The 15942-nt window shown below is 39.1% G+C and carries 15 protein-coding genes and 1 riboswitch; of the genes, 7 read left to right on the forward strand and 8 right to left on the reverse strand.

Annotated elements, in window-relative coordinates; translation table 11 throughout:
* Window positions 1–8: 8 nt before the first annotated feature.
* On the reverse strand, window positions 9–1100 hold the full coding sequence (lptF, locus tag INP94_RS09435) for an LPS export ABC transporter permease LptF (RefSeq protein WP_197543458.1): 1092 nt from the start codon (window positions 1098–1100) through the stop codon (window positions 9–11).
* A 104-nt stretch (window positions 1101–1204) separates the two neighbouring features.
* On the opposite strand from lptF, the gene INP94_RS09440 reads away from it, so the two are divergent.
* Window positions 1205–2680, forward strand: coding sequence for a leucyl aminopeptidase (locus INP94_RS09440; RefSeq protein ID WP_197543459.1), 1476 nt, complete (start codon window positions 1205–1207; stop codon window positions 2678–2680).
* A 59-nt stretch (window positions 2681–2739) separates the two neighbouring features.
* On the opposite strand, the gene INP94_RS09445 is transcribed toward INP94_RS09440, so the two are convergent.
* Window positions 2740–3591 (reverse strand): endonuclease/exonuclease/phosphatase family protein, encoded by an 852-nt coding sequence (locus tag INP94_RS09445; protein ID WP_197543460.1) that lies wholly within the window; start codon window positions 3589–3591, stop codon window positions 2740–2742.
* A 221-nt stretch (window positions 3592–3812) separates the two neighbouring features.
* On the opposite strand from INP94_RS09445, the gene ytfE reads away from it, so the two are divergent.
* Window positions 3813–4487 (forward strand): iron-sulfur cluster repair protein YtfE, encoded by a 675-nt coding sequence (ytfE, locus tag INP94_RS09450; RefSeq protein WP_197543461.1) that lies wholly within the window; start codon window positions 3813–3815, stop codon window positions 4485–4487.
* Between the two features lie 66 nt (window positions 4488–4553).
* Here ytfE and INP94_RS09455 read toward each other — a convergent pair whose 3' ends face one another.
* Both INP94_RS09455 and INP94_RS09460 read right to left on the reverse strand, forming a co-directional pair.
* Complete coding sequence (locus INP94_RS09455; protein ID WP_197543462.1) at window positions 4554–6479, reverse strand: LTA synthase family protein; 1926 nt, start codon at window positions 6477–6479, stop codon at window positions 4554–4556.
* A gap of 146 nt (window positions 6480–6625) precedes the next feature.
* The gene (locus tag INP94_RS09460; RefSeq protein WP_197543463.1) at window positions 6626–7900 is read right to left on the reverse strand and encodes a malic enzyme-like NAD(P)-binding protein; all 1275 of its coding nucleotides are present in this window, start codon (window positions 7898–7900) and stop codon (window positions 6626–6628) included.
* 200 nt (window positions 7901–8100) lie between these two features.
* Between INP94_RS09460 and INP94_RS09465 the strand changes: the two genes are divergently transcribed.
* Genes INP94_RS09465 through INP94_RS09475 form a run of 3 tightly spaced genes read left to right on the forward strand, consistent with a single transcriptional unit; the run spans window position 8101 to window position 10630 of the window.
* Window positions 8101–8730, forward strand: a complete 630-nt coding sequence (locus INP94_RS09465) for a DUF1919 domain-containing protein (protein ID WP_197543464.1) — start codon at window positions 8101–8103, stop codon at window positions 8728–8730.
* 9 nt (window positions 8731–8739) lie between these two features.
* On the forward strand, window positions 8740–9438 hold the full coding sequence (gene rsuA / locus INP94_RS09470) for a 16S rRNA pseudouridine(516) synthase RsuA (protein WP_197543465.1): 699 nt from the start codon (window positions 8740–8742) through the stop codon (window positions 9436–9438).
* A 1-nt stretch (window position 9439) separates the two neighbouring features.
* Window positions 9440–10630, forward strand: coding sequence for a Bcr/CflA family multidrug efflux MFS transporter (locus tag INP94_RS09475; protein WP_041918277.1), 1191 nt, complete (start codon window positions 9440–9442; stop codon window positions 10628–10630).
* Window positions 10631–10703: 73 nt separating this feature from the next.
* On the opposite strand, the gene INP94_RS09480 is transcribed toward INP94_RS09475, so the two are convergent.
* The 3 genes from INP94_RS09480 to INP94_RS09490 all read right to left on the reverse strand — a co-directional run bounded on the left by INP94_RS09480 (window position 10704) and on the right by INP94_RS09490 (window position 14066).
* A complete protein-coding gene (locus INP94_RS09480) occupies window positions 10704–12143 on the reverse strand; it encodes an alanine/glycine:cation symporter family protein (RefSeq protein WP_197544298.1) in 1440 nt (479 codons plus the stop codon).
* A 136-nt stretch (window positions 12144–12279) separates the two neighbouring features.
* Window positions 12280–13197, reverse strand: coding sequence for an N-acetylglucosamine kinase (gene nagK, locus INP94_RS09485; RefSeq protein ID WP_197543466.1), 918 nt, complete (start codon window positions 13195–13197; stop codon window positions 12280–12282).
* Between the two features lie 143 nt (window positions 13198–13340).
* Entirely contained in the window at window positions 13341–14066 is a 726-nt protein-coding gene (locus tag INP94_RS09490; protein ID WP_049365786.1) for a phosphatase PAP2 family protein, read from the reverse strand.
* Between the two features lie 67 nt (window positions 14067–14133).
* Here INP94_RS09490 and ribA point away from each other — a divergent pair, with 67 nt between their 5' ends.
* On the forward strand, window positions 14134–14781 hold the full coding sequence (ribA, locus tag INP94_RS09495) for a GTP cyclohydrolase II (RefSeq protein WP_049365785.1): 648 nt from the start codon (window positions 14134–14136) through the stop codon (window positions 14779–14781).
* Between the two features lie 45 nt (window positions 14782–14826).
* Here ribA and INP94_RS09500 read toward each other — a convergent pair whose 3' ends face one another.
* Entirely contained in the window at window positions 14827–14970 is a 144-nt protein-coding gene (locus INP94_RS09500; RefSeq protein ID WP_014065561.1) for a hypothetical protein, read from the reverse strand.
* 124 nt (window positions 14971–15094) lie between these two features.
* Window positions 15095–15139: riboswitch (PreQ1 riboswitch) on the forward strand.
* Window position 15140: 1 nt separating this feature from the next.
* Here INP94_RS09500 and queC point away from each other — a divergent pair.
* Window positions 15141–15818, forward strand: coding sequence for a 7-cyano-7-deazaguanine synthase QueC (gene queC, locus INP94_RS09505; protein WP_197543467.1), 678 nt, complete (start codon window positions 15141–15143; stop codon window positions 15816–15818).
* Window positions 15819–15942: the final 124 nt, after the last annotated feature.

The raw sequence follows: 15942 nt of genomic DNA on the forward strand, positions 1-15942 counted from the left end.
CATTGTTATTACCCTTTTCTGAATACACGACGGAATTTATGCATAGCAGTGCTATCCCAACTATTCAGTACAATTCCTAAAATTAAAAAGGCGATATTTACCAGCGGCATTAATAAACCTGCATCAAGCTTACCTGCGCCACCCGCAGATTTAAATGAGCTTTGTAACAAGAAGTAAATTAAATAAAGCAATAATGCTGGTAAGATTTTCGCAAAACGGCCTTGGCGAGGATTTACTTTACTCATTGGTACGGCGATGAGCGCCATTAAAGGAACCGCTAAAATTAAGGTAATGCGCCAATGCAACTCTGCTTTTGCGGCTGCACTTTTATCTTTTAATAATTGCTCAAAAGATAACTCAGCAGCTTCATCACTTGCCGAGTTTGTCTCTTGATGGCCTAAATACGCTTGGTAATCATCAAAATGTGTAATACGGAAATCAGGAAGCACGGATGTGCCTTCTACACGCAAGGTATTCTGTAAATTCAAGACTTGGTCGCCATTTGGTAACGCTTTTAACTCACCTTTTTCAGCGGTAACCACTGACGGTTTCGTTTGACCTTTGACTTTCATTTGGAAAAGATAAACATCACTGATTTGATTACCGTTAATCTTATCAATGAATAAGACGAAATTATTGTTGCTTGTGGACATGAATTGACCAGAAGCCAATGCCCCCATTGTTGGGTTTGCTTTAGCATCTTCGACAATCGCCGCTTGTTTTTGAATCGCCCATGGGGAAAGCCACAATGCGTTGTAAGCAGCCAAGCCAGCTGTGAACAAAGAAAGAATTAACGCCACACGAACAAGGATACGTTGTCCCACACCACAAGCCCGCATTACCGTAATCTCACTTTCTGCGTAGAGTCGACCGAAAGTCAGCAAAATGGCGATAAACAAACATAATGGCAACATTAATTGCGCCATGGTTGGCATCCCTAATCCGAGTAAAGAGAAGACAAGATCGGCTGGCACTTTACCATTTGCCGCTGAACCAAGTACGCGAACAAGTTGTTGACTGAAGAAAATTAAAAGCAAAATAAACAAAATCGCAATCTGGCTTTTAAAGACTTCTTTTGTTAAATATCGGGTTAATATCATTCTTTTTTCTAACTAAAAAACACGGGAAACTGGCTAATTTAGATGGCGTATGATACCTTATTTTCACTGATTTAAATAGCAAATTAGCAACATAAGGAAATAACATGAAATATCAAGCAAACTCAACCGCACTTTCTCAATCAACCGATTGCCTTATCATCGGCATTTATGAGAACAACGAATTTACAAAAAGTTTCAATGAAATCGACCAAATCACAAAAGGCTACCTCAGTCAGTTAGCCCAAAGCCGAGATCTTTCAGGTAAAATTGGCCAAGCGACTCTGCTTCATTCGTTACCAAATCTTGTCGCTAAACGCGTATTAGTAGCAGGTTGCGGCAAAAAAGGTGAAACGACTGAACGCCAATTTAAACAAATCATTCAACGTGTTACCCAAACATTAAAAGAATTAACTATTCAACAAGCAGTAAATAATTTAACGGATGTGGAAATTAAAGATCGCGATCTCTTTTGGAATGTGCGTTTTACCGTTGAAACCATCGAACATAGCCTTTATCAATTTGATGAATTTAAAAGTAAAAAAGCGGATACTATCTCGCTTCAAGAAATCATTTTTAATACCGATGATTCACAAGCTCAGCAAGCCATTGCAGAAGCGCAAGCCATTGCAAATGGTGTAAAAGCTGCGCGTAATATCGCGAATATGCCACCTAATATTTGTACACCGGCTTATTTAGCAGAACAAGCTAAAAAATTAGCTGAAACATCAACCGCACTTTCCCTCGATGTGATTGATGAAGAAGACATGACAAAACTTGGCATGAATGCGTATTTAGCCGTATCTCGCGGTTCACAAAACCCAGCTTATATGTCTATTTTACATTTCAACAATGCGCCTGATAAAAACGCGAAACCAATCGTGTTAGTAGGTAAAGGCTTAACCTTTGATGCGGGCGGTATTTCTTTAAAACCTGCCGCTGATATGGATGAAATGAAATACGATATGTGCGGTGCGGCTTCTGTATTCGGTACGATGAAAGCCATTGCTGAATTAAATCTGCCATTAAATGTCATTGGTGTATTAGCGGGTTGTGAAAACTTGCCTGATGGCAATGCTTATCGCCCAGGTGATATTCTCACCACAATGAACGGTTTAACCGTAGAAGTATTAAATACCGATGCAGAAGGACGTTTAGTACTTTGTGATGCGCTCACCTATGTAGAACGTTTTGAACCGCAATATGTGATTGATGTCGCAACCCTAACAGGTGCTTGCGTGGTGGCGTTAGGCCAACATAACAGCGGCTTAGTTTCAACTGATGATGCCTTGGCTGAACAGTTATTACAAGCCGCACAGCAAACTACTGATAAAGCTTGGCGTTTGCCGTTAAGTGAAGAATATCAAGAGCAATTAAAGTCACCATTTGCTGATTTAGCTAATATTGGCGGTCGTTGGGGCGGTGCAATTACTGCGGGCGCATTCCTCTCTAACTTTACGAAAAAATATACTTGGGCGCATTTAGATATTGCGGGGACAGCTTGGCTTCAAGGTGCCAATAAAGGTGCAACAGGTCGTCCTGTATCTTTATTAACGCAATTCTTAATTAACCAAACTAAATAATTAATGCCTAGGGCTAACATTACGTTAGCCCTAAATTTTTCTAAAAATCTGACCGCTCTTTATTCCAATTCGAACTCCATCAGTAATGGATTATGATCTGACGAAGTAACCACTTCTGATGTCGCGCTTACCACTTTTACGTCTCGCGTAAAAATATAATCCAGTGGATACCCTAAAAATCTAACCCGCTCATCTTGAGTGAGCGCCACAGAATCTAAGCCATATTTTTGTATCAAATTATTGACTAAATTCAGACGACGTTCATTCCACGCATTAAAATCACCAGACATGATGATAGGACCTTGATGATTTTCAACAAAGGAAAATAGTTGCTCTAACTGGGTTTGATAAGTGGAAATACCCCATTCAAAATTAATTAAATGCACATTAATAAGTAGCAAACTATTGCCTTTTTCTAATGGAAAACTCATCACACTTGCCACTTTGGGAATTTGTATTAATGGTTCAGCTACGCCACCACCGCAATACCATTCTGGTTGTGTTTGAGTAAATGTCTTAACACCCGATAAGAGATCTTTAAAGGAAAAAGAAGACACAAAAAGTGCGGTCGAAAATGTACTTAAATTTTGATGCTGCGTCGCCTCTTGTAATAACACAAAATCCGCTTGTTTAGAGAGGCGCGCTAAATCCTCTTGCCATCCTGTATCTTGCCCCTTATGCACATTCCAAGTTATCAAATGAAAACGAGAAGCGGCTAATTGAGGCACTAAATTATCAGCCTTGTCACATTGCATATTTAACTTGTTTTCAAAAGGAATATAACTTGTTTTTTGTGACGTATTTAATTGAATTAATGTACGATCAAAAATTGTTAAATTCGTAAAAAAATATCCAGCACCTAAAATGGCTAATACTAAGCTAATCTTTAAAAATCGGTTAATTTGCTTCATCCTCTCCCCTTCTCAGCTATCTTCTACGCACGAATGATAACAGCTCATCAAAGCAATGCAACTTCCACCTAAATACTCATCGACATCTACCTACAACATGGTAAGTTTAAATTTTCTCTTTGATTTAAATCATACTTTGTTAAAAAAACCTTTGCATTTTTCTCTTGTTATCTTAGTATTTTACTCAACTTCTAACTCTACCATTAATAAGGAGATTCATTATGTCTTTTGGAGATAAAAAATTAAGTGAAATCGCTGTCAGCGTACCCGGCTCAACTTCCCTACTTCGTAAATACGATTTGGATTTCTGCTGCGGAGGTTCTGACACGCTTGCAAACGCAGCGGCAGAAAAAGGATTAAATTTAGCCGAAATTGAAACCCGTTTAACCGAGCTTCAAAACAGCAAAGCAGAAAACCCTGAAGAATATTGGGTTAATGCAACTTATCCTGAAATTATCGATCATATTTTAGTTCGCTACCATCAACGTCACCGTGAACAACTTCAAGAATTAATCGTCTTAGCGGATCGTGTAGAAAGTGTTCATGGCGATCGTGAAGATTGTCCAATGGGCGTTGCGGCTGAATTACGCAATGTCTATGAAGATTTAAGCAATCATATGATGAAAGAAGAGCATGTACTTTTCCCGATGATCAAAGCTGGCAACTATATGATGGCACAAATGCCAATTCGTATGATGGAAATGGAACACACCGAACACGGCGAACATTTGGAAGTATTGAAATCATTAACAAACAATATGACACCTCCAGCAGATGCTTGCAATACATGGCGTGCGCTTTATAGTGGCATCCAAGAGTTTGCTGATGATTTAATGATGCATATTCACCGTGAAAATAATATTTTATTCCCACGTGTTATTGCTGAAAATCACTAAATTCAAATCATATAAAAAAGGGCGAAATCATTCGCCCTTTAAAATTAGCCTAAAACTGACCGCACTTTATTTCTCTTCACTGCCTTTATATAAACGATTTTTATACAAATAGCTGCCAAGTAAAGCATGTGCCAAGGCTTCTTTTTTCATTTCTTCCGGCACTTCTTTTTCAGTTAATGTGTCTTTTTCCTTATCATAGACATAGCCTTTTGCTTTGCTATTTGGTGTTTGGATAACGACATCATGATTGCCTTTCATTAACGCTTGGGTTTGATCAAACTGCATAAAGGCACGATTTGGATTAACGTCTTGCGTTAAATCAAAACCAATCATCGGATAATTACCGCTTACGCCCGCAATAGAAAGCAAGGTTGTTGGCATATCAATTTGACTCACTAAACGACTGTCTCGGCGAGGCTCAACATGATCACCTAAAATTAACGCTGGAATATGGAAATGCTTAATTGGTACTAAGCTTGCGCCCGCCGCACGGGAATCATGGTCTGCAATCACCAAGAATACAGTATCCTTCCAATAATTAGATTGTTTCGCTAATTTGAAGAAATAACCAATGGCATAATCCGCATATTTTGCACTGTTATTACGGGTTGCTTTCGGTTGTTCGTAAAGCTCAATTTTGCCATCAGGAAATTCAAAAGGATCGTGATTGCTTGAACTGAACACTAAGCTAAAGAATGGTTTTCCTTCATTCTGTAATTGGGTAAAGGTTTCGTTCGCTTTATCGAATAAATCCTCATCACTCACGCCCCAAGTTGCGGTAAATTTCGGATTTTGATAATCCTTTTGATCGATAATAGTTTGGAAGCCGTTGCCATAGAAGAAGCTTGCCATGTTATCAAAGTGTTTTTCACCACCATAAATGAAGGAAGTGTTATAACCTTGTTTAGCAAGTAAATCTGCAATGGTAAAGAAACCACTTTGACTGTTATTTAATTTCACCACTGCACGTGCTGGAGTGGGTGTGAAACCTGCAGTTGTAGCTTCAATGCCTCGCACAGAACGCGTTCCCGTAGCATAAAGATTTTCAAATAACCAGCCTTCTTTGGCTAATTTATCAAATTCCGGTGAAAGTGGTTTTCCGCCTAACGTACCAACAAATTGCGCGCCAAAACTTTCTTCCAAAATAATGACGATATTTTTCGGTTTACCTTGGTAAGTGGCTTGGTTTTTCGTTAATGTTGGAATCTTCTCTGAAATATAATCACTTTCAGGACGGCCACGGCTTGCTTTGACAATACGCAACATTTCATCGGTATCCATTTTGCCATAGGCTTCAGAAGAAGCCCCTTCGTCTTTAAATTGTTGTGCAGCATAAAGAACGGAGTAACCTGAATTCAACACAAGCGAATTGACTAAACCATCGGAAGAGAAAGCCACCATCGCAGGGTTAACACCACGGTGCTGAAAACTAGAACGCGCCCCTAAAAAGGCAACTGCAACAACAAGCAATGCGACAACAGGACGTAATTTCCAGCTCATTGGGCGTAAGTTTTTCACCGCATAACCCGAGAGTTTCCAATAACAGAAGAAAGCCGTAACGGTAAAAATAAGGCTAAAAATGACCGCAGTTAAATGGCCTTCCATCAACATTGAAAAGACTTCTTTCGGATAAATTAGATATTCGATAAAAAGACGGTTTGGACGGAAATCATAGGTTTCGATAAATGCCGGTGTAGCCAATTCCATAAACAGAATAAACACACTACCTAGGGTGAGCCAAATGCGTAAAATCATTTTCCAAATACGGCTATGATGAAATAACACCGTAAATAATGCTGGCACACCAAATAGATAACACAAAGCCACGATGTCCATACGCAAGCCTTGTAAGAATAATTGTCCCCAGCCCGCTACCGCAGAGACACGGTCTGCCTGCCAAATCGCAAGCCCAAGACGAGACAAGGTGAAAATGATCAGATTAATGATGACGAAGAGAAAAATTGGATATAAAGGAGAACGTATTTGTTTCATTTTGACACTCATAAGTCCTAAGGGAATCGCTACCCTTTGATTAATTTAAAGCACGTGAATGTGCCATTCCTTCCATAGACAGATAAAAAAACACAAAGTGCGGTTAAAAATATCATCATTTTTGACCGCACTTTGGAAGAGAAAGATTAAGCTGCAACTAATGCTTTCAATTGTTTTTCATAAGCTGCCCAATCGGTAATTGGACGTGTTGCTACACCTGTTTCCATCGCTTTTTTCGCTACCGCAGAAGAGACAGTAAACAATAAGCGTGGATCAAATGGTGTTGGAATCACATAATCAGGTCCAAAAGATAACGCACCATAATTAGCAATAATTTCTAATGGAACCGGTTCTTTCGCAAGACTTGCAATTGCATGAGAAGCCGCTAATTTCATTTCCTCATTAATCGCGGTTGCGCCTACGTCTAAAGCACCACGGAATAAGAATGGGAAACAAAGCACATTATTTACTTGGTTTGGATAGTCGGAACGACCAGTACAAACAATCGCATCTGGACGCACTGCTTTCGCTTCATCTGGGTTAATTTCGGGTACAGGGTTAGCTAATGCAAGAATCAATGGATTCTCCGCCATGGTTTTCACCATTTCAGGTTTTAATGCACCGGCTTTAGAGCAACCTAAGAACACATCGGCTCCCTTAACGGCATCCGCTAATGTGCGCCAACCATTATCTTCAATGGCGTAGAATTGTTTGGTTTCATCCATGTTATCGCCACGGCCTTTGAAAATCACACCTTTAGAGTCACACATAGTGATATTTTCTTTTTTAAAACCCAATGCACGAAGCAAGTTAGTACAAGCAATAGCAGAAGCACCAGCCCCATTAACCACTAAGCGAACATCAGCAATATTTTTACCAATAATTTCTAAACCATTTAATGCCGCTGCACCGACGATAATGGCAGTACCATGTTGGTCATCATGGAATACCGGAATTCCCATTCGTTCACGCAATGCTTTTTCAATGTGGAAACATTCTGGTGCTTTGATATCTTCAAGGTTAATGCCACCAAAAGTAGGTTCTAATGAAGCAATAATATCGATTAATTTATCTGGATCATGTTCATTGATTTCAATATCGAATACATTGATGCCCGCAAATTTTTTGAACAATACACCTTTCCCTTCCATAACAGGTTTTGAGGCAAGTGCACCAATATTTCCTAAACCCAATACTGCAGTACCATTTGAAATTACAGCAACTAAGTTAGCACGAGCAGTATAACGGCTTGCCGCTGACGGATCTTTTTCAATTTCGAGACAAGGCTCTGCAACACCTGGAGAATAAGCAAGGGCTAAATCATGTTGAGTTTCTAGCGATTTGGTTGGGGTAACGGCAATTTTTCCTGGAATTGGAAACTCATGAAAATCTAATGCGGCTTGGCGTAATTGTTCGCTCATATAAAATACTCCATTTTCACTTAGGTTAAATAAAATTTGCGCCATTATACTCTCTTTTTAAGAGAATTTTGTGACATACCGCAAAAATTTTACAAATTTATTACAAAATATGAGTGAAATCGACCGCACTTTTTGTCTTTTCTTCACATTTAGAGCCAAAAACGTTACTATGTCGCAAAAAAACATGCAGGATGTAAATAATGAGTTTGTTTTCTAAATTTAGAAGTGCCATCAATAAATTACAACGGAAAGCGATTAACAAAACCTTCCAAAAACGGTTAACCAACCAAGGCATGTCAGTGATTTCTGCTAACTGTGTCGGTGCATTTATTTTGCACGACCTCAATCAGCCTTTTAATTCTCCGTTTGTTAACCTTTATTTAGATCCAAGCGATTTTGTTCGCTATCTACAGAACATCGCATTCTATCAAGCACAACGGCTTCAATTTATACAAACAGAAAAACCATATCCCGTTGGTCTATTAGGTGATCTTAAAGTACACTTTATGCACTACCACTCTGAACAAGAAGCTCAGGAAAAATGGGAAGCTCGCTCACAGCGTTTAAACCTCGATAACTTGTTTATTATGATGACCGATAAAGATGGTGGAAAAGGTGCAAAATATGAAGACTTGCAAGCCTTCGATAACTTGCCTTATCCAAACAAAGTCGTCTTTACCCACAAGCCATATCCTGAATTAAAATCCGCTTTCTACATTAAAGGCTTTGAAAACGAAGGCGAAGTGGGCGATTTATTTACTTTTTCCGGCTGGAATGGCGAAAAATATTATGATCAGTTTGATTACGTCAGCTGGTTCAATCAAGAATAAGAGTTTACGATGCGACTAGATAAATTTATTGCCGAGAATACAGGTTTAACCCGTTCACAAGCTACCAAGGCCATTCGCCAAAGTGCGGTCAAAATTAATGGTGAAATAGTGAAAAATGGTGCGACTAAAGTTACCCAAGAAGATGAAATTTATTTTGAAGATGAATTGTTACCTTGGGTAGAAGAAGGGCAATATTTTATGTTACATAAGCCACAGGGCTACGTTTGCTCGCACGATGACGGTGACTACCCAACCATTTATCAATTCTTTGAACCGCCGCTTTCTGGCAAATTACACAGCGCTGGACGATTAGATGTGGATACCACTGGGCTCGTGCTATTAACAGATGATGGTCAATGGTCACATCGTATTACCTCACCAAAGCATCAATGTGAGAAAACCTATTTAGTCACTTTAGCCGATCCGGTTGAAAACCATTATGCTTCAGCCTGTGAAGAAGGCATTTTGTTACGTGGTGAAAAAGAACCCACTAAGCCAGCGAAATTAGAAGTATTAGATGATTACAACGTTAATTTGACTATCTCTGAAGGGCGCTATCATCAGGTGAAACGAATGTTTGCTGCACTTGGTAATAAAGTCGTTGCGCTACACCGTTGGAGAATAGGTAACGTTGAATTAGATGAAAGCTTAGAAGAAGGCGAATTTCGTCCACTCACTCAGGAAGAAATCGACAATTTAGTGAAATAATATGAGCCAAAATATTAAACCTACCTTTATTTTTATCGCCACGCTCGGCATCCTCTCGATGCTACCGCCTTTGGGCGTGGATATGTATATTCCGTCCTTTTTAAATATTGCTGAAGACCTAAATATCAACTCCGAGCAAGTTCAGCACACGCTGACATTCTTTGCTTACGGCATGGCTGCAGGACAATTATTCTGGGGGCCCTTTGGCGATAGTTTTGGTCGTAAACCAATTATTCTGTTAGGTGTCATTATTGGTGCTATCACCGCTATTATTTTAACCGGTATCCATTCTATTGGTAGTTTCACTGCTCTGCGTTTCATTCAAGGTTTCTTTGGTGCAGCACCCGTTGTGCTTTCTGGGGCGTTATTACGGGATTTATTTAGCAAGGATCAACTCTCTCGAGTCATGTCCACCATCACGCTTGTCTTTATGATCGCGCCGCTTGTTGCACCTGTGATTGGCGGATATATTGTGAAGTATTTCCACTGGCACATGATTTTTTATGTGATTGGTACGATGGGATTTCTTGCAGCATTACTCGTCTTTTTCATTATTCCTGAAACCCATAAGCAAGAAAATCGTATTCCACTTCGCCTAAATATCATTGCTCGTAACTTTATGATGCTTTCAAAACAAAAAGAAGTGTTAGGTTATATGGCGGCCGCCTCTTTTGGATTTGGCGGTTTATTTGCTTTCGTCACAGCAGGCTCTATTGTCTATATCGGTATTTATGGCATCCCTGTCGATGAATTCGGTTATTTCTTTATGATCAATATTGCCATCATGACAACGGCTTCTTACCTCAATGGGAAATTTGTATTGAAATTAGGTGCTGAAACCATGTTACGAATTGGTATTGCAGTACAATTCATATCCGGAATTTGGTTATTTTTAACCGCGCTTTTTGATTTCGGTTTTTGGCCAATGGCAATTGGTGTGGCCTTTTTTGTTGGACAAAATCCATTAATCTCCTCCAATGCCACAGCCTCTATTCTAGAGAAATTCCCAACGATGGCGGGTACCGCAAATTCATTAATGGGAAGTGTACGTTTTGGTGTCGGTGCGGTGATGGGCTCCTTGGTAGCGAGCTTTAAAATGGAAACCGCTGCACCAATGCTCTATACAATGACAGCTTGCGTGGTCATTTCAGCCCTCTCTTATTACTTCCTGACTTATCGAAATGAACGATAAAGTGCGGTCAATTTTCGAGTCAATTTAAAACAATAAAGGCGGGAACTCCCGCCTTTTTTATGCCCATCAACATTTATTTCCAAATTCGATGTTCTAATACTCGTTTTTTAATTTCAGGATAGAGGTCAATTTTAAATTCAGGCTCTTTTCCTGCTTTTAATTGATGCTGATAGTCTTTCATTAACTTCCACACAATTGGGGAAAGTAAAACAATCGCGACTAAGTTAATAATTGCCATCACAGCCATCACGGTATCCGCAAAATTCCACACAACATTACCTGATTTTACCGAGCCGAAATAAACGAAGAATAATACCGATAAACGGAATATCCATACAAACCACGGTTTATTTTTAATAAAGCGAATGTTACTTTCTGCGTAAGCATAGTTACCGATAATAGAGGAATAAGCGAAAAGCAATAAAATAAAAGCTAAGAAGTGTACGCCAAACTCCCCAACATGATAACGCAATGCGTTTTGTGTTAAGGAAATACTTTTCAGTGTTTCACTGCCATAGTTATCAGAAAGCAGAATAATTACTGCCGTACAAGTACAAACGATCATGGTATCCACAAACACACCAAGCATTTGCACTAAGCCTTGGCTAACTGGATGTTTTACATGAGCAGCTGCTGCGGCATTTGGGGCAGAGCCCATCCCCGCTTCATTAGAGAATAATCCACGTTTAATCCCCATCATCATGGCTTTGGAGACTAAAGCACCAAACATACCACCTGCGGCTGATTGGAAAGTAAAAGCACTTTTATAAATATTGGCGATTACCGTCGGAATCATATCAATATGCATACCTAAGATAATTACCGCCATGATTAAATAAAAGAGTGCCATCATCGGTACTACGCTACTAGAAATAGTCGCAATACGTTTCACACCACCGAAAATAATTGTAGCAGTTAATACCACTAAAACCAGACCTACATATTCACCTTGCCAATCCCAAGCATTTTTAGTTGCTTCCACAATTGAGTTTGCTTGAACTGAATTAAATGCAAAACCAAAGGTGAAAATCAATGATAGGGCAAACGCTACTGCTAGCCAACGAGATTTTAAACCTTGTGTAATATAGTAAGCGGGGCCACCACGGAAAGAACCATCTTTATCTTGAATTTTGAATACCTGTGCTAAAGTCGATTCTGCAAAAGCACTCGACATCCCAATAAATGCCGTTAGCCACATCCAGAATACTGCCCCTTCGCCACCAAGTGCAATGGCTGTTGCCACACCACTGATATTACCTACGCCAACTCGACTGGCGAGCCCGGTTGCAAACGCTTGGAATGGCGTTAAAGAATTTCCCTCTGCTGCACGTCCAAACCACATTTCACGTATACTTGTAGGGAAAAGACGTAACTGCACTACCCCTGTAGTAATGGTAAAAAATAGACCTACACCTAATAAAATAACAATGGTGATATTCCATAATGGTTCATCAAAATTTTCGATAACCCATGTCAATCCCTGTTCAATCCAGTTCCCAAATTCTGTCAGCATAAAAACCTCACTTAAAAAATCCATATTCTGATTGTAAATAGACAAAAGAAAAAATCCAGTTTTCTTAAAGAAAAACTGGATTCTCATCCTATAATATAAAATTTATTCAAATTTTCACTGTATTTTTAGATTAAATCTATTCACAGTTTAAAAATAATGCGGCAGCACCACGAACACCACCGGAATCACCATGTTTTGCTTTTTTGATTGGAGGCACTTTTGCACTACGCATTAAATGAGCAGGTAATGCTTTTGGTAAGGCTTCATAAAGATAATCAAAATTCGATAAACCACCACCGAGCACAATCATATGCGGATCAAATGCCGTGATAATATTGCCAATAGAAATCGCCGCTAATTCAACAAAAATACGAACAAAATCAACCGCACTTTCCTCTTTCGCATAAAAGCGATCGATAATCTCTTTGGCTGATAACTCTTCCCCTTTTAAATCACGGTACAACATTTCAAAGCCGCGACCGGAAATATACGTATCTAAACAGGCCTGATTGCCACAACCACATTGGTAAATTGGCGCTTTATCCCAGCCTAATAGCTTTAAGGCATGATAATTTAATTGAAGGTGGCCTAACTCCCCAGCCATCCCGACTTGTCCTGAGTGAATTTTGCCATTAATTACAAAACCACCACCGAAGCCCGTCCCCAAAATAAGCCCTAATACAGAAGGATATTGGGTATTTTCTTCATCACAGGCTTCAGAGAGAGCAAAACAATTTGCATCATTTTCTGCCCGCACTTCACGATCTAAAACGCGTTCAAGATCGGCTAAAATGGGCTTATTATCTGCAACACGAATATTCGTCACTTCAGCAAGCCCAGTTGTTAAATTAACAAATCCAGGCAAACCTAAACCTACTTTGCCTTTTTCACTAAAGTGGGCATCAGCACGTTCTACTAGCGTTTTGATCGCCTGTAACCAATCTTGATAATCTGTTTGTGGCGTTGGCACGCGCTCGGTATAAAGTTTTTCTAATTTTTCATTAAAAGCAGCCAATTCAATCTTTGTGCCACCGATATCAATACCGTAATACATATTGTCTCCTCAAAGAGCGGTCAAAATTGTTGGAATGTCTGGACTGTATTTTCCTTGAAATCAAAATGAAAATCCATGATAAAAATCATATTTTCTACAAGCAATAAAAAGACCGGCTTTATCACTCAAACCAGTCTTTGATGCTATTTATTGTTAAACAAGCCTTTCTTCTGCAAGAAACCAAAAATAATCAAATGAACAATCCACGCCGAAATTATCGCCACAAATAAATCGATTGGATAATGCATTCCAAGGCGTACGCGGCTAATCAACATTAATACGCCCCAAATGGTCATCGCACCAATAAGCAATTCTGCTTTAAAAGAACGCTTCCCTAATAATTGGCTAAATCCAACGGCTAACATAAGCCAAGTAGCGGCAAAAATAGAATGACCAGATGGGAAAGAATAACCGGTTTCATCTTCATAATGGGCTTTTAGCCATGCTGGCGTATCGGCTTGGGTCGAATAAAATTTATCCACTAATTTCGCACGTTCTGAACGATCTTGATGATAAAAGGCATCCGTAGTACTTTCTGTTTTTTCCGCTAAATAGACGGTAAAAGGACGTGGCTCGGCAAAAACCGTTTTTAAACCTGTTTTAATTACTTGTGTGGATAATACCGACAGCCCCATTACAATCACGCCCATAATCCATTGTTTACGATTTTCAAAAAGAAAACGGAAAAGTAAAGCAAATACACCACAGGTAATTAAAGCGTAAGGCACACTACCGGTTTCGGTTAAAAGATAAAGCCAATAATCCCATTCCATTAATTGGTTGTTTCCATGCCAATGATAAGCAAAACCCCAAACAAAAAATGGTACAAGACAAAGGAATAACGTATATAATGACAGCCTTTTAAACATTGTTGCCTCTTGATAATAAAAATAAAGTGCATATTTTAGCAGAATAAAGTTGAAAAAAGGATAAGTTATGTCAAAAATCCAATTGGTTGCCCAAGCCAATTTGCCTACCGAATATGGCATATTTAAAATGGTCGGATTTGAATTTCCCGATACCAAAAAAGAACATGTCGCGTTAGTGATGGGTGATATTTCAAACCCAGATGAGCCAGTGCTCGCCCGCATTCATTCTGAATGCTTAACGGGTGATGCATTACACAGTTTAAAATGCGATTGTGGTTTCCAGCTTGCCGCCGCATTACGTCAAATTAGCGAAGCGGGTCGAGGTGTGTTGATCTATCATCGTGAAGAAGGCCGTGGCATCGGTCTAATTAATAAAATTCGTGCTTATTCATTACAAGATCAAGGCATGGATACTATTGAAGCCAACCTTGCATTAGGTTTTAAAGCCGATGAACGTAACTTTAATGTGTGTGCCGATATGTTTGAATTATTAGGTGTGAAGCAAGTTCGCTTGATGACAAACAACCCGCAAAAAGTAGAAACGATGAAAAAAGCGGGCATTAATATTGTAGAACGCGTGCCATTAAATGTGGGTGAAAATCGTTACAATACGAAATATCTTGATACCAAAGCAAAAAAAATGGGTCATTATATTGTGCATAATAATGAAGAGCATTTAATGACTTGCCCACATTGCCAAGAAGAAGTAATTTAAATAAAAAAGCCATACAACTGTATGGCTTTTCTTTTATCAAAACAATTATTGATTAACGCCCCAATGACGAGTGTCTTTATCAAATTTCATGCCTGAATGGGAGCCTTCTGAACCATTAAAATAAACGTCTTTATTTGCGCAAGCTGAAATTACTAATGCACCGATAACAATAAGAATTAATTTTTTCATTGTGTTTACCTTTTTTAAAACTAAGTTGCCAAAATTGTATCACAATTCTCTCCGTATTTTCCTGCTTAAATTAGTCCTTTTCTTGCAAAATTTATCTTTGACTTCTACAATACCGCCTCATTTTTAACTTGTAGTTCGCAAACCTCCTACATAAAAAAACTAGGTATTCTATGAATATTTCAAATCCTAATCACAATCGTAAAGCCCTTGTGATCTTCTCAGGTGGACAAGATTCCACAACCTGTTTAATTCAAGCCATTGCCGAATATGGCGTGGAAAATGTCGAAACCGTCACCTTTCAATACGGCCAACGACATGCCATTGAATTAGAAAAAGCCCGTTGGATCGCCAAAGATGTCGGCGTAAAACAAACGTTGATTGATACGTCCGTTATTAAATCCATCACGCACAATGCTTTAATGGATGCAAACGCTAACATTGAGCAAAAAGACGGGGAATTACCGAATACCTTTGTGGACGGTCGAAATGCACTCTTCTTATTGTATGCGGCGATTTATGCAAAAGGCCAAGGTATTAATGACATCATTACAGGAGTATGTGAAACGGATTTCAGCGGCTATCCGGATTGTCGCGATGTGTTTATCAAATCCATGAATGTCACCCTTAATTTAGCCATGGATTATCCGTTCAATTTAAAAACACCGTTAATGTATCTTACCAAAGCACAAACTTGGGCATTAGCCGATGAATTAGGTGCGTTAGATTATATTCGTCAGCACACTCACACTTGCTACGAAGGTGTTGAAGGCGATTGCGGGGAATGCCCGAGTTGCAAATTGAGAGATAAAGGCTTACAGGAATATTTAGCCACAAAAGCAAAAGCTTAGTATCGAGATAACTCAATCTATAGCAAGTTAAATAGGTTCAAATGAATCCAAAGTGCGGTCAAAATTCACGTCAAATTTTGACCGCACTTTTAATTAATGTAGTATCCTTCCCTTTTCTCATCTT

Source organism: Haemophilus parainfluenzae (genome assembly GCF_014931395.1).
Lineage (GTDB): Bacteria > Pseudomonadota > Gammaproteobacteria > Enterobacterales > Pasteurellaceae > Haemophilus_D.